The sequence below is a fragment of the Moorena sp. SIO3E8 genome (genome assembly GCF_010692445.1).
GTDB classification, from domain to species: domain Bacteria; phylum Cyanobacteriota; class Cyanobacteriia; order Cyanobacteriales; family Coleofasciculaceae; genus Moorena; species Moorena bouillonii.
This window is the reverse complement of the sequence record NZ_JAAHHM010000011.1, coordinates 70,112-89,732: the sequence shown is the minus strand read 5'-3', so window position 1 is coordinate 89,732 and position 19,621 is coordinate 70,112. Positions and strand designations below refer to the sequence as shown.

Annotated in this window: 26 protein-coding genes and 2 pseudogenes; 14 read left to right on the top strand and 14 right to left on the bottom strand. The window is 45.2% G+C overall.

What is annotated here, in order from left to right; all coding sequences use genetic code 11:
- The first annotated feature begins 214 nt into the window (after positions 1-214).
- On the top strand, positions 215-379 hold the full coding sequence (locus F6K46_RS07395; RefSeq protein WP_293063722.1) for a hypothetical protein: 165 nt from the start codon (positions 215-217) through the stop codon (positions 377-379).
- 111 nt (positions 380-490) lie between these two features.
- Here F6K46_RS07395 and F6K46_RS07390 read toward each other — a convergent pair whose 3' ends face one another.
- The 4 genes from F6K46_RS07390 to F6K46_RS07375 are packed head-to-tail and all read right to left on the bottom strand — an operon-like array spanning position 491 to position 1,909.
- Positions 491-1,039 carry a ComEA family DNA-binding protein gene (locus tag F6K46_RS07390; RefSeq protein ID WP_075902943.1) on the bottom strand — a complete coding sequence of 183 codons (549 nt, stop codon included), beginning with the start codon at positions 1,037-1,039 and terminating at the stop codon, positions 491-493.
- Positions 1,040-1,044: 5 nt separating this feature from the next.
- Positions 1,045-1,491, bottom strand: coding sequence for an NINE protein (locus tag F6K46_RS07385; protein WP_330359458.1), 447 nt, complete (start codon positions 1,489-1,491; stop codon positions 1,045-1,047).
- Between the two features lie 48 nt (positions 1,492-1,539).
- Positions 1,540-1,746 (bottom strand): restriction endonuclease, encoded by a 207-nt coding sequence (locus F6K46_RS07380; RefSeq protein ID WP_229415442.1) that lies wholly within the window; start codon positions 1,744-1,746, stop codon positions 1,540-1,542.
- 10 nt (positions 1,747-1,756) lie between these two features.
- Positions 1,757-1,909, bottom strand: coding sequence for a hypothetical protein (locus F6K46_RS07375; protein WP_293063719.1), 153 nt, complete (start codon positions 1,907-1,909; stop codon positions 1,757-1,759).
- Between the two features lie 117 nt (positions 1,910-2,026).
- Between F6K46_RS07375 and F6K46_RS07370 the strand changes: the two genes are divergently transcribed.
- Positions 2,027-2,350 carry a DUF1825 family protein gene (locus F6K46_RS07370; protein WP_070394592.1) on the top strand — a complete coding sequence of 108 codons (324 nt, stop codon included), beginning with the start codon at positions 2,027-2,029 and terminating at the stop codon, positions 2,348-2,350.
- Between the two features lie 141 nt (positions 2,351-2,491).
- Here F6K46_RS07370 and F6K46_RS07365 read toward each other — a convergent pair whose 3' ends face one another.
- Complete coding sequence (locus tag F6K46_RS07365) at positions 2,492-4,303, bottom strand: penicillin-binding protein 1A (RefSeq protein ID WP_330359507.1); 1,812 nt, start codon at positions 4,301-4,303, stop codon at positions 2,492-2,494.
- Between the two features lie 687 nt (positions 4,304-4,990).
- Between F6K46_RS07365 and tyrS the strand changes: the two genes are divergently transcribed.
- From tyrS to F6K46_RS40045, 6 genes and pseudogenes are all read left to right on the top strand, one after another.
- Entirely contained in the window at positions 4,991-6,223 is a 1,233-nt protein-coding gene (gene tyrS / locus F6K46_RS07360) for a tyrosine--tRNA ligase (RefSeq protein ID WP_293063717.1), read from the top strand.
- A gap of 103 nt (positions 6,224-6,326) precedes the next feature.
- Positions 6,327-7,049 carry an orotidine-5'-phosphate decarboxylase gene (gene pyrF / locus F6K46_RS07355; protein WP_293063715.1) on the top strand — a complete coding sequence of 241 codons (723 nt, stop codon included), beginning with the start codon at positions 6,327-6,329 and terminating at the stop codon, positions 7,047-7,049.
- Entirely contained in the window at positions 7,042-7,920 is an 879-nt protein-coding gene (locus F6K46_RS07350) for a hypothetical protein (RefSeq protein WP_293116901.1), read from the top strand. Before pyrF ends, F6K46_RS07350 begins: the two co-directional genes overlap by 8 nt.
- Positions 7,823-8,035, top strand: a pseudogene (locus F6K46_RS40055) (hypothetical protein); the annotation flags it as partial. The gene F6K46_RS07350 and the pseudogene F6K46_RS40055, both read left to right, overlap by 98 nt.
- Positions 7,944-8,186, top strand: a pseudogene (locus F6K46_RS40050) (hypothetical protein); the annotation flags it as partial. The pseudogenes F6K46_RS40055 and F6K46_RS40050, both read left to right, overlap by 92 nt.
- Positions 8,084-8,314 carry a hypothetical protein gene (locus F6K46_RS40045; protein WP_366664687.1) on the top strand — a complete coding sequence of 77 codons (231 nt, stop codon included), beginning with the start codon at positions 8,084-8,086 and terminating at the stop codon, positions 8,312-8,314. The pseudogene F6K46_RS40050 and the gene F6K46_RS40045, both read left to right, overlap by 103 nt.
- Before the next feature lie 65 nt (positions 8,315-8,379).
- Here F6K46_RS40045 and F6K46_RS07340 read toward each other — a convergent pair whose 3' ends face one another.
- The gene (locus F6K46_RS07340) at positions 8,380-8,592 is read right to left on the bottom strand and encodes a helix-turn-helix transcriptional regulator (protein WP_008185208.1); all 213 of its coding nucleotides are present in this window, start codon (positions 8,590-8,592) and stop codon (positions 8,380-8,382) included.
- A 308-nt stretch (positions 8,593-8,900) separates the two neighbouring features.
- On the opposite strand from F6K46_RS07340, the gene F6K46_RS07335 reads away from it, so the two are divergent.
- Entirely contained in the window at positions 8,901-10,607 is a 1,707-nt protein-coding gene (locus F6K46_RS07335) for a peptide ABC transporter substrate-binding protein (RefSeq protein WP_293116895.1), read from the top strand.
- Positions 10,608-10,930: 323 nt separating this feature from the next.
- Here F6K46_RS07335 and F6K46_RS07330 read toward each other — a convergent pair whose 3' ends face one another.
- Complete coding sequence (locus tag F6K46_RS07330; protein WP_293063707.1) at positions 10,931-11,110, bottom strand: hypothetical protein; 180 nt, start codon at positions 11,108-11,110, stop codon at positions 10,931-10,933.
- Here F6K46_RS07330 and F6K46_RS07325 point away from each other — a divergent pair.
- Positions 11,067-12,026 (top strand): ABC transporter permease, encoded by a 960-nt coding sequence (locus F6K46_RS07325; protein ID WP_366510795.1) that lies wholly within the window; start codon positions 11,067-11,069, stop codon positions 12,024-12,026. The two genes, F6K46_RS07330 and F6K46_RS07325, sit on opposite strands and share 44 nt — an antisense overlap.
- On the opposite strand, the gene F6K46_RS07320 is transcribed toward F6K46_RS07325, so the two are convergent.
- On the bottom strand, positions 12,000-12,137 hold the full coding sequence (locus tag F6K46_RS07320; RefSeq protein WP_293063703.1) for a hypothetical protein: 138 nt from the start codon (positions 12,135-12,137) through the stop codon (positions 12,000-12,002). The two genes, F6K46_RS07325 and F6K46_RS07320, sit on opposite strands and share 27 nt — an antisense overlap.
- 293 nt (positions 12,138-12,430) lie before the next feature.
- Here F6K46_RS07320 and F6K46_RS07315 point away from each other — a divergent pair, with 293 nt between their 5' ends.
- On the top strand, positions 12,431-13,321 hold the full coding sequence (locus F6K46_RS07315; RefSeq protein ID WP_293063701.1) for an ABC transporter permease: 891 nt from the start codon (positions 12,431-12,433) through the stop codon (positions 13,319-13,321).
- Here the strand turns inward: F6K46_RS07315 and F6K46_RS07310 are convergent.
- The 4 genes from F6K46_RS07310 to F6K46_RS07295 all read right to left on the bottom strand — a co-directional run bounded on the left by F6K46_RS07310 (position 13,267) and on the right by F6K46_RS07295 (position 16,983).
- Complete coding sequence (locus F6K46_RS07310; protein ID WP_293063699.1) at positions 13,267-13,416, bottom strand: hypothetical protein; 150 nt, start codon at positions 13,414-13,416, stop codon at positions 13,267-13,269. The two genes, F6K46_RS07315 and F6K46_RS07310, sit on opposite strands and share 55 nt — an antisense overlap.
- Positions 13,417-13,582: 166 nt before the next feature.
- A complete protein-coding gene (gene lepB, locus F6K46_RS07305; protein WP_293116892.1) occupies positions 13,583-16,087 on the bottom strand; it encodes a signal peptidase I in 2,505 nt (834 codons plus the stop codon).
- Positions 16,088-16,128: 41 nt separating this feature from the next.
- Positions 16,129-16,527 (bottom strand): hypothetical protein, encoded by a 399-nt coding sequence (locus F6K46_RS07300; protein WP_293055672.1) that lies wholly within the window; start codon positions 16,525-16,527, stop codon positions 16,129-16,131.
- A gap of 171 nt (positions 16,528-16,698) precedes the next feature.
- Positions 16,699-16,983: a type II toxin-antitoxin system Phd/YefM family antitoxin gene (locus F6K46_RS07295; protein ID WP_293055669.1), complete on the bottom strand. Its 285-nt coding sequence runs from the start codon at positions 16,981-16,983 to the stop codon at positions 16,699-16,701.
- Positions 16,984-17,060: 77 nt separating this feature from the next.
- Here F6K46_RS07295 and F6K46_RS07290 point away from each other — a divergent pair, with 77 nt between their 5' ends.
- The 3 genes from F6K46_RS07290 to F6K46_RS07280 are packed head-to-tail and all read left to right on the top strand — an operon-like array spanning position 17,061 to position 17,818.
- Positions 17,061-17,291: a hypothetical protein gene (locus tag F6K46_RS07290; RefSeq protein WP_293055666.1), complete on the top strand. Its 231-nt coding sequence runs from the start codon at positions 17,061-17,063 to the stop codon at positions 17,289-17,291.
- Complete coding sequence (locus F6K46_RS07285) at positions 17,261-17,581, top strand: hypothetical protein (protein WP_293055663.1); 321 nt, start codon at positions 17,261-17,263, stop codon at positions 17,579-17,581. The genes F6K46_RS07290 and F6K46_RS07285 overlap by 31 nt, the downstream gene beginning before the upstream one ends.
- Positions 17,582-17,608: 27 nt before the next feature.
- Positions 17,609-17,818, top strand: a complete 210-nt coding sequence (locus F6K46_RS07280) for a hypothetical protein (protein ID WP_293055660.1) — start codon at positions 17,609-17,611, stop codon at positions 17,816-17,818.
- Here F6K46_RS07280 and cobW read toward each other — a convergent pair.
- A complete protein-coding gene (cobW, locus tag F6K46_RS07275; RefSeq protein WP_293055657.1) occupies positions 17,792-18,826 on the bottom strand; it encodes a cobalamin biosynthesis protein CobW in 1,035 nt (344 codons plus the stop codon). The genes F6K46_RS07280 and cobW overlap by 27 nt on opposite strands.
- 19 nt (positions 18,827-18,845) lie before the next feature.
- Positions 18,846-19,532 (bottom strand): HupE/UreJ family protein, encoded by a 687-nt coding sequence (locus F6K46_RS07270; protein WP_293055654.1) that lies wholly within the window; start codon positions 19,530-19,532, stop codon positions 18,846-18,848.
- Positions 19,533-19,621 lie beyond the last annotated feature (89 nt).

Here is a 19,621-nt window from a genome sequence, read left to right as displayed (position 1 = left end):
GCTATCAGCTATCAGCTATCAGCTATCAGCTATCAGCTATCAGCTATCAGCTATCAGCTATCAGCTATCAGCTATCAGCTATCAGCTATCAGCTATCAGCTATCAGCTATCAGCTATCAGCTATCAGTTGTCAGTTCTGACTTCGCCACTGACAAGTTTCCAGTTTCTAGTTTCTAGTTTCTAGTTTCTAGTTTTAATTGACTCTCAACCAAGAATGATAAGTAATCAACTGGATAGGACTCAAACTAGTAAGCTCAAACTATGTAAGCATTCAGCTAAAGGCCTTTGGCCACGCTACGCGAACAGCCGTCAGCCGTCAGCTTTTTTATTCAAAAGCACCATTAGTAACGTACGCTATGGGCATAAACTGTTCCCATAGCGTGGCCACAGACCTTTAGCACCGATTGCGCTACTTGAGGTGCTGCGCGAACAGTAGCGCATTAGCTGATAGCTGATAGCTGACGGCTGAATGCTTACCAAACTATTAATTTCAAAAGATTAAATAGTACATTAACTCAGATGTCAGCTGAGGATTAAGCTCAAGGCGTCGTTGAAGGTCAGCTAAATTACGGTATGGGCCACCATCAAAGCGATTTTGCAGGATCGCTCTAGCTAAAAACAAGTCCACTGCTGGAATTTTCGTCAACTGTTCTAGAGATGCGGTGTTAGGGTTGACTAGCTCAGGGGTAACTAAACTCTCAGGATCGTAGTAACAAAACCTCAAAATTGGTTGCAACGGTGTCAGACGTTGTACGGACCAACCTAGGGCAGCTGCCAAATCTTCTAAGCAGCAAAATTGCACACCACTGCTGGTCAGTTCAAAAAGCGTCCGCGCCTGATGGATAGATATCCCTGGCAATCTCAGCCAATCATCCACACCAGCTTGATTGACATCAATGGTGAGCCCCAATTTAGCAGCTACAGCAATTTCTTCTGTAGATTGTAGCCGATAGTAGGGGTCACGCTTTAGCCTCTGCTGAATTGATTGCTGATTCGGGGTTTGTCGAGTCTTGGGTGATAGCCAATCAAAAATTGCCATGAAACTCAAGCAATTAGGTCAAGTAATTGACGACGTTTTTGTTCAAATTCATACTCAGACACTAGTCCCTCCTGACGTAGGCTGTCTAGCTGTCTTAGGGCATCGGCAATTTCCCCTACCTTGGCTGGGTCAATACCAGCTTCGGAATTCTCTGAGGAAGATACTGTAGACTCAATACCGAGGTTAAAATTGAGGTCAAACTGATCTTGACTTTGTAGTAAATACCACACCCCCTCTATAGCACTGGCAATTCGAGGAATAGGTGTCCAACACAGGAGTAAGTACATTACTCCCCAAAAGGGTTGTCCGAGATAAAATTTGTGTAATCCACAAACGGGGATCACTACCCCACTCAATGCCAGTAGGGAAGCGACTTTGCGGCTTTTTGGCTTGCTCAACATACTTGCTTTGACCCGCGTTGAATAGCTTGGTGGAGATCCAAAAACTGTCAATCCTATGTTCCTATAATAATTACTTATCTCGGACTGGGAAGTTAGAGGTTACAGATTATAGGTTATAGGTTGAAGGTTGAAGGTTGAAGGTTGGCAGGTTGAAGGTTGGCAGGTTGAAGGTTGGCAGGTTGAAAGTTGAAAGTTGGCAGGTTGAAAGTTGAAAGTTGGCAGGTTGAAAGTTGGCAGGTTGAAGGTTGAACGCGATGGACGAAGTCCCGCTTTCAGCGATCGCGTGGCCTTTTGGCCAAGGTTCACAGGTTACAGGTTATAGGTTACAGCTTGCCAGTTGCCGGTTACAGGTTACAGCTTGCCAGTTATACATCTGGCTTTGAGTTGTTAAGGCTTTAACCTTCAACGGTCTAACCTTCAACGGACTAACCTTCAACGGTCTAACCTTAAACCTTGGCCTATTGGCCACGCTACGCGAACAACGGACTAATACGGAAAACCGAATTTTGTCCAGGTTTAACGCTACATTAAAATGTGACTAGAAGCGGCGATTGATTACAACCAAACCGGTTGACAGGTAAGAGCAATGGGTTTTTTTGATTCGGAAATTGTCCAAAAAGAGGCAAAACAGCTGTTTGAAGATTACCAAGACCTGATTAAATTGGGCAACGACTATGGCAAGTTTGACCGTGAAGGCAAAAAGATTTTCATCGATCAGATGGAACAGATGATGGAGCGCTATCGCATTTTTATGAAGCGCTTCGAATTATCTGATGACTTCATGGCTCAGATGACCATAGAGCAGCTCAATACTCAGTTAGGTCAGTTTGGGATCACCCCTCAGCAGATGTTTGACCAGATGAACATGACATTGGAGCGGATGAAGTCAGACGTAGAGAAGCAATCGTAGTAGGTTAGCCTTTGGTGGAGGTGGGGATACATCGACATCCCCCAAGACAGCTGATAACTGAGGGTCTTCGGCTGAATGCCTATAGTGCGTCAGTAGGGAGCCGCCAATCATGACGGCTGATATCCGTAATTTATCTAGAATTTATTTAGATCGAGGACGCTTAAATTTTGAGGGTCGAGGGAAGTATCTCGCTGGCTCCCTCCGCAAAGCCTGAATCATAAAACTCCGCCAGATCGGTGCGGCATAGCCACCACCTGTTACCCCTCGTCCAAGGGGTCGGTTGTTGTCTCGACCAATCCAAACTGCGGTAGCCATCTGGGGTACATATCCCACAAACCATACATCTCGCTCTGAAGAGGTTGTTCCCGTTTTACCTGCCGCCTGACGCCCGATGTGGGCAGATTTTCCGGTACCTCCGTTAATGACACCGGTTAGGGTATGGTTAAGGGAAGCAACCGCCCATTGATCTAGCACCAGCTTAGGCTTAGGGGTATTATCTAGCAGCACATTGCCTTTACTATCGGTCACTCGGACAATTAATGTAGTGTCAGAGTGCCAGCCATTATTGGCAAAGGTAGCATAGGCTCCTGCCATTTCCAATGGTGTTACCCCAACTGACCCTAGGGGTAACGATAGCACTGGTTGCATGGGACTCTTAATCCCAAGGGTCTTAACCACATCAACGACTTTATCCAGTCCCACTCTCCTGCCAATCTTCACCGCTGGCACATTGCTCGATTGAACAATTGCGGTGCGAATGCTCATGGCACCAGAGTAGCCACCACCATAGTTTTTGGGTCTGTAATAGCCTCTACCATCTCGATAGCGGACGGGGGTATCGTAAACAGTGGAATGGGGAGAATATTTACCTGTGGAAAAGGCAGTATAGTAAACAAATGGCTTAAAGGATGACCCTGGCTGACGTCGAGCTTGAGTAGCACGGTTGAACTTGCTCTTTTCATAGCTGTACCCCCCAACTATCGCTTTCACAAAATGGGTACGGGGGTCAACGGCGGCTAATGCCACCTGATTATCGTAAAGTCCACGGCGACGCAGGGTGTAATGAGCACGATTAACGGTCTTTTCTGCCATCTTTTGGAAGTCGTAGTCAACCGTGGTCTGAACTCGCATTCCGCCCTTGGTGACCGCCTCCTGACCAAATCGCTCTTTTAACTCCACCACAGCAGCTTCTGTGACGAAAGGCAATTTACTGGTTGTCCAGGAAGTACTTTTGCCAATTAACAGGGGCTGTTCCTTAGCTTGTTTTTCTTGGGCTGCTGTAATCCATCCCAAATCCCGCATCCGCCTTAAGACCACGGCTTGTCGCTCTTTAGCTTTAGAGTAGTTGCTGAAGGGACTGTATTCTTCTGGGGACTGGATTAGCCCTGCCAACATCGCTGACTCGGCTAAGGATAGCTCAGAGGCTGGCTTAACAAAGTAGCTGCGGGCAGCTGTTTCAATGCCATAGTTATTGTGACCCCAATAAATTTGATTGAGGTACAATTCCATAATCTCGTCTTTAGAGAAGATTTGCTCAACTCGGATAGCGAGTACAGCTTCAGTAATTTTGCGGCTAAAGGTGCGTTGCCGAGTCAGAAACAGGTTTTTCACCAACTGCATGGTGATCGTAGAACCCCCCTCTACTACTGTCCCCTGCCTCCAGTTAGCTAAGAAAGCACGACCGACGCTATTGGGGTTAACCCCATAGTGCATAAAGAAGCGACTGTCTTCTATAGCTAGTACAGCACGCTTGAGTTCAGGGTTGATTTGGCCAAATTCAACCACTTCTCGATTCGCTTCCCCATGAAGGCTAACTAGGGGTCTACCCTTGACATCGTAAATGTAAGTTGTTTCTGTCGGTGTGTAGTTCCGGAGCATCCGCACATCTGGCAGGTTACGGAAGCTAGTCGCTAAGCCCACAAGTCCACCAGCTACAATCGAGCTAGCTAACATGGTAACCCCGAGGATAGTCCCCCCAGTTACCTGAGCCACCCCTTGCACAAACTGCAATACTTGTGAAGGCTTTTTTTTCCGATTTTTCCGATCTTGTGGTTGTGGAATAGTGCTAGATGACACGGTGATTTCATTTCCTTACTAAAGAACAGACATGTAAGCTAGGGGCTGTGCAAGGTGTGTTTTTTTTACTTTCTCTAAGTATCTTTCTATAAGACAATTCCAAGGATTGGTGGGCAGAGCAGGATTACTTACAAGTCTTGAGCATCGAATTTCTTAATAATGCCAGGAGGTTATGGATAAGTGTCAAGCCCTATAAGTAAGCTTCAACTTCAGCTTCAACTACTGTAGCGATAAATAATTTTTGAATTAAAGCTAATTCTACCCAATTCCATTTTGTATTCTAAGACCGTCATTTCCAGTCTTGATGCAGTCCCTGTGGTAGATGCATCCACCGATTGAACTCTACAGAGGCTAAATGGGGCATTTAATCGCTATGTTACCAGCGACTGCATCAAGAAGAGTGGGCTTAACCGGCATCTCGTAACGGTTCTCAACAGCGTTTTGTATAATAGTTAGCGGCATTTAGACATGGCCCATGGCAAGTGTCGGTCTGGCTGCGGATCCTTAGAATAAATTTAAACCATATGTACTAACATAGTGAATTCCCAACCATAGTCCCAACCAATGTCAAATTTTGAAATTCCCCTTTCTAATGAGCTAGCTTGGCTAGACAGAGGTACCAGTGAAATTTTTCCCCTACAACCGGATTCTCAGGACCCGAGTGAAAATCTAGCTATTCGGCTCAAGCAAGCTGAGCGTCCCTTACGGGTCAAGTTAGGTATAGACCCAACCGGTGCCGATCTCCACGTAGGTCATAGTATCCCAGTCAGAAAGCTACGGGCATTCCAAGATGCTGGTCATACCGCTGTCTTAATTATTGGTGACTTTACTGCTAGAATCGGTGACCCTACTGGCAAGTCTGAGGTGCGTCGCCAGTTGACACCAGCTCAGGTCAAGGAAAATGCTGAAACTTATCTGTCACAGGTGCGCCCTATTCTAGATTTTGATACCCCAGGACGGCTAGAAATTCGCTATAACTCTGAGTGGCTTAACCAGTTGGATTTGTCTGAGATTATTGAGTTGTTAGCCACTATGACCGTAGGGCAAATGCTGGCTAAGGAAGGGTTTGCTGAACGCTATCAAAAACAAAATCCTATTTTCCTCCATGAGTTTCTCTACCCATTGATGCAGGGCTATGATTCTGTGGCAGTCAAGGCTGATGTGGAGTTAGGGGGAACTGACCAAAAGTTTAATATTGCCTTGGGACGGGATTTACAACGGCATTTTGGGCAATCTCCCCAGTTCGGCTTACTGCTGCCAATTTTGATTGGGACGGATGGGATACAGAAAATGTCCAAGTCTTTGGGGAATTATGTTGGCTTGTCAGATGATCCCCTGACCATGTACTCGAAGCTGGAGGGGACACCAGATCATCTATTGAAGCAATATTTTGAGCTGTTGACTAATGTGCCATTGGATCAGCTTCCAGCACAGCCACGGGAGCAGCAAAAGCAATTGGCTCTGACTATTGTGACCCAATATCACGGTGAAGCAGCGGCAAAAGAAGCTCAGCAGGCAGCACTAAACTTAGTAAAGGGTAGCACTACTGGTACGGGGGATTCTGTGCCAGAGTTTTCATTGTCTTCTGTGGAGTTTCCCGCTAAGTTGTTCTATATCCTTAAAGAGTCGGGTTTGTGCCAAAGTAGTGGCGAAGGAAGGCGACAGATTCAAGGGGGAGGTGTTAAGTTGGATGGCGATCGCATTTCAGCGGTTGACCAGACCTTTGATTCCCCTGATCAATTGCTGGGAAAGGTTTTGCAGGTGGGGAAAAAGAAGTTTGCCCGTTTAGTTAGTTGAAGGTATCAATGAAGGTTAGAAGGTTAGGAGGTTAGGAGGTTAGAAGGTTAGTAGGTTAGTAGGTTAGTAGGTTAGAAGGTTAGGAGGTTAGGAGGTTAGGAGGTTGAAAGTTGAAGATCGGATTATTGTTCCTTTGGATGTGCCGAGCAAAGAAGATGCGATCGCATTAGTGGAACAGTTGCCTGAGGTTAGCTTTTGGAAAGTAGGGCTGGAACTGTTTGTGAGCAATGGTCATGAGATTATTCATGCTCTCAAACATCGGCAAAAGCGGATATTTCTGGATCTTAAATTTCACGATATCCCCAATACGGTAGCTGGAGCAACAAGGGTTGCAGCCGCCTATGGTGTGGACTTAATCACCATTCATGCCGTTGCTGGTCGCAATGCTCTTAAACGAGCGGCTGAAGCGGCAGTTGAGGGAGCTTTGACAGCGGGATGTCCCCCCCCAAAGTTAATTGGTATTACTCTACTCACCAGTCTCAATTCCCGGGATTTGGCCTTTGACCTGAAAATTCCGATCGAGTTGCCTGAATTTGTCTTACAAATGGCACTACTCGCTCAAGAGTCAGGTTTGAATGGGGCAGTGTGCTCCCCCATGGAAGTATCACAGCTAAGACAGGTGTGTGGTGATGATTTTCTCCTGGTTTGTCCAGGAGTACGCCCCCAATGGTACGAACAAGGTGATCAACGAAGGACAATGACCCCAGTAGCTGCTCTACAAGCCGGTGCAGATTACCTAGTCATAGGGCGACCAATTACCGCTGCTGACGACCCAGTCGCTGCCTGGAATAGGATTTGTGAGGAATTAGCTGTTACTGGTGTATAGCTTTCAGCTGACGGGATTACTTCTAATTGCTTACTTGGGATTACAGATTAATGGGTTGAACCTTAGCAAGTTTAACCTGAAAGGTTTTCCGGAAAACTTTCAACTACACTTGTTTCAGAAGTTGGGAACAGGGAACAGGGAACAGGGAACAGTGGACAAGAATTCACGAAAACACTATCAGAAAACTACTTTTGAAAGAGGTCTACTGTTGAACCTACCCTACTCGAACGCCAAAGCCCAACAACCAAACCACCTCCAACCTATCAACTTTCAACCTATCAACTTTCAACCTATCAACCTTCAACCTGTCAACCTTCAATCTGTCAACCTTCAACCTGCCAACCTTCAACCTGTCAACCTTCAACCTTCACCCGGTCAAACCTGTTCGGTAGAGGTGGAAACGTTAACCTCCCTATTGCTTAAAGATTTACCTAGCTATGCCAATCGAGTGATTCAGAGGGCGCGGCGCTCAGACTCCACTGTGGACAACTTCAGTTATGTAATCGTGGCAGGAAAGCCAGAGTTTGAACCTCTGCCCCTTAAGTCGTTTCAATCGACCACTGTACCTAACCCAACGGATAGCGAAGCACTTCAACAAATCTTTCTAACTACCCTAGAGCGCAAGTATTTCAAGGATAAAGCTGTAGAGCTTCAGAATTATCACTGGCTATTTTTGACCAAAAGCTCTGATGGCTGGCGCTTAGTGATGATTTTTTCCCGTATTGGTTCTGTTTCAGAAGGCAAACTTCCCACACCGCCACGGGAAAGCACTAATGGTGTTATTGGTCAAGCGGTTAAGACTTGGCTGCGGGATTGTCGTGCTGGCACAATTCGAGCCTTTGAACAGAATCCCGTCAATTCCGCTCCTTAAGATGGCTACGCATTCAGCAGTTAGTGGTCAGCCGTCAGTGGTCAGCGGTCAGCGGTCAGCGGTCAGTGGTCAGCGGTCAGTGGTCAGCGGTCAGTGGTCAGCGGTCAGTGGTCAGCGGTCAGTGGTCAGCGGTCAGTGGTCAGCGGTCAGTGGTCAGCGGTCAGTGGTCAGCGGTCAGTGGTCAGCGGTCAGTGGTCAGCGGTCAGTGGTCAGCGGTCAGTGGTCAGCGGTCAGTGGTCAGCGGTCAGTGGTCAGCGGTCAGTGGTCAGCGGTCAGTGGTCAGCGGTCAGTGGTCAGCGGTCAGTGGTCAGCGGTCAGTGGTCAGCCGTTGGCCGTTGGCCACGCTACGGGAACAGCTTATTTTATTCAAAAGCACCGATTGCGCATGAGCTGATAGCTGATAGCTGATAGCTGATAGCTTACGTTTAGAAAGATTTAAGACTTTAGCGCTGGTTTCCTTTACTCTTCTAAAATTTCTACTAAGTCCTGAACCATCACATCAAACGTCCTGGCTAATTTATCCATAGAAGTATAGTCAATTGTTTTTAGACCAGGACAGCGGGCATAGTGTCTTACAGTGCTGTAAATCACTCCGGAACGGTCAGAAACTTCCTTAAGTGTCCAGCCCTTTTCCTGTGCTAGTTCTCGTACTTTCAGTCTGACTAAACCCATACTTGACAATTGATTAATTTTATAGTTTAATAGTTCAATCGCGTAAACTATGAGATGCGATCGCCCTTAAACCATAGAATTATCTCAGGGCGATCGCATCAAAAAACCTGATGTAACAAAACATCAAGGCAATATTACTTATATTAACAATACTTAGCCAAAAATTCCCCGTAACCACCGTATCTCAAATCAACTATAAATCCCGAGTGGGTAAAATTGCTTGGTCTAGTCAAAGGTGTACGTTTTGAGGCAAAATTGCAACAATTGCAGCAAATGTATGTTAGCGAGAAAAGTTGGTGGGACGATTTTTGACTAGATACTATATCCTGATTCTATTGAGTATTTTGTGTTTAACTGGCTGTAATTCTCCTGATAGTGGCCTTTTACAGTCCAATCAAGACAGTACTTTGAAGCTCCTGTACTGGCAAGCACCCACTATCCTCAATCCCCATCTTTCCAATGGTTACAAGGATTCCGAAGCCAGTCGGATTACCCTCGAACCCCTGACTAGTTATGACAAAAATGGGGAGATGGTTCTGTTTTTGGCAGCAGAAGTCCCTACGGTAGAGAATGGTGGAATTGCGGCTGATGGTAAGTCAGTGACTTGGAAACTAAAGCGCAATGTAAAGTGGTCTGATGGCACCCCTTTCACCGCTGGTGATGTGGTGTTCACTTACGAATTCATCACCAATCCAGCCGTAGGTTCGACTAGTGCTAATACCTATAAAACTATTAAAACCGTTGAAGCAATAGACGACTACACAGTCAAAGTCAACTTCAAGGATGTTAATCCAGCTTGGTTTTTAGTCTTTTCCGGTAGTGATGGCATTATTTTGCCACGGCATTTATATCAAGATTTCAATGGTGCTAATGCACGACAAGCGCCAGCCAACTTGATGCCTGTAGGAACCGGTCCCTATCAGGTCGTAGAATTTAAGCCAGGGGATACGGTAGTTTATCAGCCTAACCCTAATTTCCGAGAAGCGGATAAACCCTATTTCGAGCGAGTAGAACTAAAAGGCGGTGGTGATGCTACCTCTGCTGCTAGAGCAGTCTTACAAACGGGCGATGGCGATTATGCCTACAATTTGCAAGTGGAAGCACCTGTGTTGAAGCGACTGGAAGCAGGGGGTAAAGGTAAAGTCGTGGCTATCTTTGGGGCGTTGGTAGAACGGATTTTAATGAATCAAACCGACCCCAATCAACAAGCCCCCTCTGGAGAACGGTCTAGTGTCAAATTCCCCCATTCGTTCTTCAAAGACAAGCGGGTGCGTCAGGCTTTTAACCTAGCCCTAGACCGGGAAACCATTGCTCAACAGCTTTATGGACCAACGGGCAAAGCTACAGGGAATTTCTTAGTGTTACCAGAGCAATATAATTCCCCCAATACTACCTATGAATTTAACCCTAAAAAAGCGGTAGCCTTGTTGGAGGAAGCAGGCTGGAAAGATACCAATGGTAACGGGATTCGGGATAAAGATGGGGTGGAGATGACCGTGTTGTTTCAGACTTCGGTCAATCCCGTGCGCCAGAAGACCCAGGAAATTGTCAAACAGACCCTAACCTCGATTGGAGTTGGGGTAGAACTCAAGAGTATTGATGCCAGTATTTATTTCTCTGGTGATCCAGCCAACACCGATACTAACCAACACTTTTATGCTGACCTACAAATGTACACCACAGGGAATGATAGCCCCGACCCTGGTGCGTATCTGAAAACTTATACCTGTGATGAAATTTCCCAGAAAGCTAATCAATGGTCTAGGCAAAATGTCGCTCGCTACTGTAATCCGAAATACGATCAGCTTTGGCAGCAGTCTACAAAGGAGTTAGACCCAGAAAAACGTCGGAAAATCTTTATCCAAATGAATGACTTACTGGTTAAAGATGATGTGGTAGTTTTGCCCATTGTCCATCGGGCTGACCCAGCTGGGTTTAGCAATCAGCTGGAGGGTTATGACTTAACACCATGGGATCGCAATACTTGGAATATTATGGATTGGAAGCGGAAGTGATAGTTATATAGCGTTTGTATCTGGGTTGTAAAGTTATCGATTGCCGAAAAAGGCAAGAGGCAAGAGGCAAAAGGCAACAGGGGCAAGAGCTCCAGAGTTTTATAGGAAAATAAAAAAATATCGTCTCAGTTTACATCTCAAATACAAATGCTATATCAACTCTGCTTGAATAACCATAATTAACGGGAGTGTGGGGAGATGGGGAGATGGGGAGATGGGGAGATGGGGAGATTTTTATTAATGGTAATTCTTCTGACATGATATTAGTACTCATTGCTTATTAGTTAATTAACAAGATTCAAGATTTAAGATTCAAGTTTCAATTAACTATAGCGTTTTCCAGAGTTATGAGGTAGACAAGATTTTTCCCCGATTCCCGATTCCCGATTCCCGATTCCCGATTCCCGATTCCCGATTCCCTGTTCCCTACCAAATTGAAAACCGCTATCATCAATTTCAATGACGCGATACTTAATTAATCGTCTTTTAGTTTCTATTCCCACCTTGATTGCGATCAGTATCGTAGTATTCGGTATCTTGGCTTTAGCACCTGGAGACCCGATGGGGGAATTTGCGACTAATCCTTCGATTACTCCGGAAGTGCGGGAGAATATTCGTCGCTCCCTTGGTTTAGACCAACCCATCCCGATTCGGTATATTAAATGGGCGTGGTCATTTATCCAAGGGGATATGGGATATTCCTTCACTAGCCGTAGTCCTGTTAGTGCCCTAATGCTCCAGCGCTTACCTACTACCTTATGGGTAGTAGGTTCCGCTTATATTTTTGCTGTATTGCTGGCGTTTCCCTTAGGAATAATTTCGGCACTAAAACGTTACTCAATCTTTGATCAAATTGTCACCACCCTAGCCTTTCTAGGATTTTCTCTACCAACCTTTTTCACTGGTTTGCTGTTCATTATTTTGTTTAGTGTCCAGCTAAATTGGCTACCTTTTATCTACGACAGCACCCTTAAGGTAACAGATTGGAATAGTTTTGTTATCCAATTCAAGCAGTCTATCATGCCCATCGTAGTATTAGGCTTATTTCAAGCAGCAGTATTGATGCGTTTTATTCGTTCATCCATACTCGAACAGCTAAATCAAGACTACGTGCGTACTGCTTACGCCAAGGGATTACATCAATTTGTAGTGGTCAATCGCCATATCTTACGGAATGCTCTGATTCCTGTTGTTACCTTAGTCGCCCTAGATATTCCTACTGTATTTACTGGTGCTTTAATCACTGAACAAGTGTTTCGGGTTCCTGGAATTGGTGCCTTGCTGATTGATTCTATCTATCGAAACGATACACCAGTAGTGATGGCCATTACCTTTATCTACGCTATTTTAATTGTGGTCTTCAATCTAGTCGCTGATATCCTTTATGGCATTCTAGATCCGAGAGTTCAGATAACATAGTAGGGAGTAGGGAGTAGGGAGTAGGGAGTAGGGAGTAGGGAGTAGGGAGTAGGGAGTAGGGAGTAGGTAACAAAAATTATCGCAATTATCTGTCTTGATGCAGTCGCTCATGGGGGAAACCCCCAAGACCGCGCTGCATCGCTATGCCATGAGGTACAAAGGGATCCCCCTAAATCCCCCTTGATAAGGGGGACTTTGAGGTTGATAACCGTACCTCATAAATCCTAGAAACGCTATATCACAATTCATGATAGCGTTTATCATAGCTATGAGGTACAGATAATTTTTTTCCTCTTGCCTCTTGCCTCTTGCCTCTTGCCTCTTGCCTCTTGCCTCTTCACTGCTCCCTGCTCCCTAAAACCCAAGACTTTTTACCTTATCCAATTGACAACTGATGTATCGAAATGAGTGTTCTGTGGAAGTTTTTTGGTGGAGATGGATGGCGTCGGTTTCGCCAAGACCGAATGGCTGTAATCGGGTCTATTGTACTTCTAATCATGGTGATTACCATTGTTTTAGGGCCATTCATTGATAAAACACCTATTGACAAAATTGACTTTAGTCTATCCAGTGCGCCACCGAGTTGGGCACATCCTTTTGGTACTAATGATTTAGGGCAGGATCAACTGGCTCGGGTATTGTGGGGGGGACGCATCTCTTTAACGGTGGGAATTGCGGCGATGGTAGTGGCGATTTCTTTGGGAACGTTAATTGGAGCGTTATCTGGTTTCTATGGAGGAGTAATCGATACCTTCCTGATGCGCCTGACGGATTTATTTTTAGCATTACCTCAGCTACCGTTGTTACTGTTAGTGATTTATTTATTCCGCGATGTCATGCGGCACCTGGCTGGGCCAGAGTTGGGTGTTTTTATATTAATAGTGCTAGTAATTGGTTGCTTGAATTGGATGTCGGTGGCGCGATTAGTACGAGCTAGTTTTTTGACAGTGCGGGAGATGGATTTTGTGACCGCAGCTCGCTCCATTGGTGCTAAACCTCGTCGCTTGATTTGGGCTCATATTCTTCCTAATGTGCTTAGTCCGGTAATTGTTGCAGCTACCTTGGCGGTGGGAAATGCGATTATTATTGAGTCTACCTTGAGTTTTTTAGGCTTAGGGTTTCCCCCTGATGTTCCGACCTGGGGACGGATGCTATTTGATGCCCAAAATTATATTGAAATAGCGCCTCATATGGCAATTTTTCCGGGATTAGCGATTTTTTTAACAGTGCTTAGTATTAATTATATTGGGGATGGATTGAGGGATGCTTTGGATCCGCAAACTAGGAGGAAGTAGGGAATCGGGAATCGGGAATCGGGAATCGGGAATCGGGAATAGCCGACTACAACAGTTTTTAGGCGTTGATCAATTAAAGTATGAAGCGCGATCATTTGGTTTTGCTAAAGCCCCCTAAATCCCCCAATTTTGGGGGACTTTGAAACTCTTTTTCCCCCCAAAATTGGGGGGCTAGGGGGGCGAAATGATACCCAAAATCAGCAACGCCGAGTAGGGAGTAGGGAATAGCTGACTAAAAAGCTTTTATAGCAACAAATATAATTAATCCACCCTACCAAATCGCCTAAGAGGAAAGAGACGGAATAAGACTTGACCATCAATTTGCTCCCTAGCCACCAAGTCCATCAACAACTTATCCTGATCATCTGGATTTTCACCCAAAACTAAATAGCAACAAGAAGGGATTTCTCTCTCTACTTCGTCGTCATCTTGGATAGGAATTCCTTGAATGTAGTCAGTTTGCAGCCGTTGACCATTGACATAAACCTCTCCTTGCTTAATGGCAAACGTTTCCCCAGGTAACGCCACAATCCGCATCATAATGTACTTCTTACCATTAAAGCCTTGCTTCGCCAAATTCTTGGTAACCCGAAAGTGAATCACATCTCCGTGGTGGAATTTCCGCCAATTACGGGTGACTCTATCCGTGAGAACCACATCACCGCTCTGGACTACTGGTACTACCGTTGATTTTAGCCCACTGTCAACCCTATAGATGCTGCTACTAAGAATTATAAAAACAAACAGAGAAAATCCCAACAGAATATAGCCCAGCCCAGTATTTTTAGAACCTTCAATCAGGGGGGGAGGAACAGGTTTATTGCCCACAAAATGCTGACGCAGGGCATCATGAAGAAAACGGTAACGGCCTCCCACTTGCTGGATCAAGCGCCGTTGTGCGGCATAACTGAGGAACCTGGCATAGTTCCAAGGAATTGCTCCCCTTTGCCACAAAATTAGCCTCAGGGTCAAGTGCGGTATCCAGTCTTGACCCCCACTTGCTAGTGCCGAAACCAAGCCTATAAGTAAACCCATTGTTAAAGCGCTAGTCAAATCAAGGTTAGCTCCTGTAACGATGAAGAAAAGCGGATAAATTAATGCCCAAGCCGGAAAAGCAAACAGGGGAATAATAAACGTTTTTTTAAACGATTCTTTGATACCTTGATTAGGTTGTACCTTAGCTTTAATTTCTGTTCTTAGCCCATAAATCAGCCCATAAATCAGCCCAGAACTTAACCCAAAAATTAACCCATAAATCAGCCCATAAATTAGTCCTAAAATCAGCCCATAAATCAACCCTAATATCAGCCCATATATCAGCCCATATATTAGCCCATAAATCAGCCCTAATATCAGCCCATATGTCAGACCATATTTCACACCATACCAATTTATAATAAAAGCTTCAGCAGTTAGTTCGTAGTATTTGAAATTCTCTAAAAATAGCCCATAAATCAGCCCTAAAATTAACCCATAAATCAGCCCTAATATCAACCCTAATATCAACCCTAATATCAGCCCTAATATCAGCCCTAATATCAGCCCAGAAATTAATCTAAAAGCAAGTCTTTCTCCACCCTTATTCAACCAATATAACTGCATATTTTCAATTAAAAATTCAGTGGTTGAATCTGCTACTAATTGCCGAGCTATATAAGTCAACCAATGTCTAGTATGCTCATCCCCATAAGGAACTCCCTTGGGATATTTTTGCTGATCAAGGGGTAACTTTAAGCGCTCCTCCACATAGGCTGACCACAGTTGTGCTTTATTGGTAATCGGCTGCCCCTGGTATGCTGTCACCATCACGTTTAAAAACAGGGGTTTATCTGCCAGTTGTCTCATCTGGGCATCACTGGATAGCACTTGCCACAGTTCCTGTTTATCTAAGCGCTGGAGATAATTTTGGATGTGGATATCTTTGGGGGACTGCAAGCAATAAGCCCCATTAAGTTTACGCAGTTTGACTCTTCCCTGCTGATATTCTTCCAGGCGACAGCAAACCACCCCACGGCGTTGGATGTCTTGCTTGAAAAACTGATTAATTTTGGTGACGCACAGCCGTTGACCGGCTATGCCTAACTCGTCTAAACCATCGAGAAGGGGCAGTAGTTGATGGTTTTCCAGCCATTGTTGGCTGATTTTTTCGTCAATACTGTAATTGTCTTTGAGTTGAGCCACTAACCATTTATCAAGGGGTTGCTGATCATTTTTCCAGGCAGAAAGCTCGAAGATGATGGGGATCGGTGCAGCATTATTCTGTTCTGCTTGCCTAACTAAATCCTCGGCTAGTCTTAGTAAAGTGGTCGTTTTTCCAGACCCCGGTTCCCCTAAAATTAGTAACCGACCTTTCACATCTGGCCGTTCAAATACCTCCATTGCTGAGGTTTGAGGCGGTAGGGGAATTACTTTCTGTCGCTGATCACGCTCTACCGCCCCCTTGCTCTCCTCCATGGGTAATTCCAGATACAGATTCATCTCTAACTCGTTTTGGTGGAGAGAATCTTGGAGTCGAGTGGTTACCTCCCGCTTGACTGCTTCTAGTAACTTTTTGCGAATGCAACTAGCAGCATACTGATCACGGTCGAGCCATCCAATTAGCTTGCGTTGTAATTCTCTCCAAAGGGGAGCTGCCTCAGGTCTTGGCTGCTCCCGATTATTAATGTAATCACCCTCGACATACACACCGTGGTCAGCAAAATCAGTCTCGCGGTAATTACCTCCTGTCTTATTTTCAGGCTCTTGCCCCTTTGGTTCTTCAGTCACGACTGTCAATCAAGCTAGGGTGATCGAGGTGTAGTCTGGTGTTAAGACTGCTGAGTTTGCTGCCAATCTTGCAACGCACCGATAACAAAACTAGCAGCCGGATGGTTCAGCAGTTGCTCAAAAGCACTTACACCCCCAGCTTTCAAGGCACTGAGTACTCTATTACTCAAAGTAGGGTTAGTGTCAATCTGCTCAACTGCTGCTACTGCCACCTTCATCTTTCCAGTGGTAGTATCGGTAGGGTAAGTTTTGTCTAAGGTCTCTAGTAATTGTTGAATCTCTGCCGCAGCTTCCGCGAGGTTTTGTTTTTGCTCTGGGTTATTATTGTAGTAATCGCCCTCGACGTAAGCACCTTGGTCCCTGAAGTTGGTGTGACGGTGGTTTCTAACTACTGTTTCACTGTAATCCCTACCAGCTTGAATATTGCGATCGCCACTCATAACTAATTTCTCCTTAGCCGCTCACGGTAAAGCGATTCGTCTATCCCTTTTCAGCCATGAGCACCATCAATGCACTAAAAATGGGAGTATTGGCTGTATAGTAGCTAGATTAGTAAGAGATTGACTGAATGTCAACTCTGTGACAAAGTAATGCCGTCTTTCTTACCCTTGTCACGACTCAATACCCAATTCTTCTTTTAATTCTTCCAAACTTTGAGGAGTAGCTTCTTCTGACTCTGCCCATTCCAAAGCCCTAAACAGGTGCTTGGCATTTTCTGGCGATCGCAACAAATAAATAGTTTCTAAGATGCTGGACAATTCATCTTCAGCAATTAACGCGACATTTTTCTGGTTACGACGCTTGATTACCATAATTTGGCGTTCATCGTAAACCTGATCTAGTATGCTAGCTAGGTTAGCTCTTGCTTGAGAATAGGTAGTTTCCCGACTTAACATCGTTTCACTGAGGCTGAGTTGTAGATCATTATTGTAGATACCTCACATGGAAACTGCACCGTAATCTGATCGGTGGAATGGGAATCTTGGTGGAACAGGCATCTTGCCTGTTTCATCTTCCGCCATCTTGGTGGAATGGCCATCTTAGTGGAACAGGCATCTTGCCTGTTTCATCTTCCGGCATCTTGGTAGAACAGGCATGTTGGTGGAACAGGCATCTTGCCTGTTTCATCTTCCGCCATCTTGGTGGAATGGGAATCTTGGTGGAACAGGCATCTTGCCTGTTTCATCTTCCGGCATCTTGGTAGAACAGGCATCTTGGTGGAACAGGCATCTTGCCTGTTTCATCTTCCGGCATCTTGGTAGAACAGGCATCTTGGTGGAACAGGCATCTTGCCTGTTTCATGTTCCGCCATCTTGGTGGAATGGCCATCTTAGTGGAACAGGCATCTTGCCTGTTTCATGTTCCGGCATCTTGGTAGAACAGGCATCTTGGTGGAACAGGCATCTTGCCTGTTTCATCTTCCGCCATCTTGGTAGAACAGGCATCTTGGTGGAACAGGCATCTTGCCTGTTTCATCTTCCGGCATCTTGGTAGAACAGGCATCTTGGTGGAACAGGCATCTTGCCTGTTTCATCTTCCGCCATCTTGGTGGAATGGGCATCTTGGTGGAACAGGCATCTTGCCTGTTACAATTCCCCGGCAGGCAGGATGCCCACCCCACCGATGTTGATCCCGCCCCTCAGCAATGCCCGATTCCCGATTCCCGATTCCCGATTCCCTACTCCCTATTCCCGATTCCCTTTATTACCCAAATACCTCCTGAATTCGTAACTGCTCCAACCCTTGCCCAATCAACACCAAGCGAGTCTGACGCTTTTCATCAGCTTGCCAAGCACGGTCAAAGAAACTCTCAATGCGATCGCCTACTCCTTGTATCACCATCCGCATGGGTTTATTAGCAACATTCACAAATCCCTTAATGCGATAAATCTCTTGCTGTTGCACCAATTGTCGTAATTTTGTCTTGATTACCTGTGGCTCAAATGCCTGATCTAAAATCAAATTAACTGAATTAATATCATCATCATGGTCATGATCCTCTTCATGATCATGATGGCTAGGACGTGATTCTAAATTATCTTCCACTCCGGCATTAAATCCTAGTAGTAAATCAGGACTAATGTCTCCCTCCTGACAAGGAACGACTTTCACACTACTTGGTAACTGCTGTTGCAACCAATTGTTTACTTTGGTTTGAGTAGGACTATCCACTAAATCCACTTTAGTCAACAGCACCATATCAGCACAAGCTAGCTGGTCTTCAAACAATTCCTCGATGGGAGTTTCATGTTCCAAGGTTGGGTCAGCCTGACGTTGGGCTTCTAAAGCATTGATATCGCTGACTAAAGTACCAGCGGCTAAGGCATCGCAGTCTACGACAGTCACCACCCCATCCACCGTAGCGCCCGTGCGAATTTCTGGCCAACGAAAGGCTTGAACTAGAGGTTTAGGCAACGCTAATCCTGACGTTTCTATCAGGATATTATCAATTTTGTCACGACGCTTCAGCAATTCTTGGATTGTCGGTAAAAATTCCTCCTGAACCGTGCAACACAGACAACCATTCGCTAGTTCTAAAATATTATTATTGGCGTCATCGTCTTCATCACAAATCTGACAGGAACGCAATAGTTCTCCATCAATACCTACTTCCCCAAATTCATTAACAATTACAGCAATGCGCCTGCCCTGATTATTTTGAAGCAGGTGACGCACGAGAGTAGTTTTGCCACTACCGAGGAATCCGGTAACAACTGTAACAGGAATTTTTGCAGCCATTTTAAATTCTTAATTCTTCTTATCCAAAAATTGCAGAGGATAGGAAAACTACTCCTACTGAGCAGATCCCAAAGCCTAAAATTCGCATCAGTGGGAAGGGTTGATTTCTCAATTGTTTGATCAACGTCTTACTCAGTGCTAGGGCTAGGATGGCGATACCATACTGAATCACACTGAAGCCAATCAGGTAAGCCAAGAGTGGACTAATTTCAGCACCTACAATTGCTTCACCATAGGCATAGCCATGAAAAATACCAGCTAAGCTGGCTAACCCTAGCACTATGGATATATTGGGAATTTTGGCACTCAACAGTAGTCCACCAAAGAGCAGGACTGAAGTAGCGATCGCAATCTCTGGTATTGGCAAGTCCATTCCCAGCAAGTGAATACCTGTCCCGACTAGGGTGGTGAGGACAAAAGCACCAGGAATCAGGAAACCACTGGTAAATCCAGCTGCAATTAAGCCAACAGCAATCACAAAGGCGAGATGATCGAAACCAATCACGGGATGACCTAATCCAGACAAAAATCCTGTGATGAAATTATCAGGTGTCTCGCCACCAAAGGGATGGTGAGCCATGGCTTGTTGTGCTGTACTTAAAATCCCCATCCATACCAACAAAGCTATAGCATTAAAGCCAAGTTTCTGGTTTTGATAACGGGAGGTATAAGACCGATTGTTCGCGGAAAATTTGCTCTTAGACATCTGGGAAATGCTGGTCAATGACTGATCAAAAAATTGGCCCAGTTTAGTGTTAATTACCTTGACAGACTAGGCTTTCTAAGACTATCTTG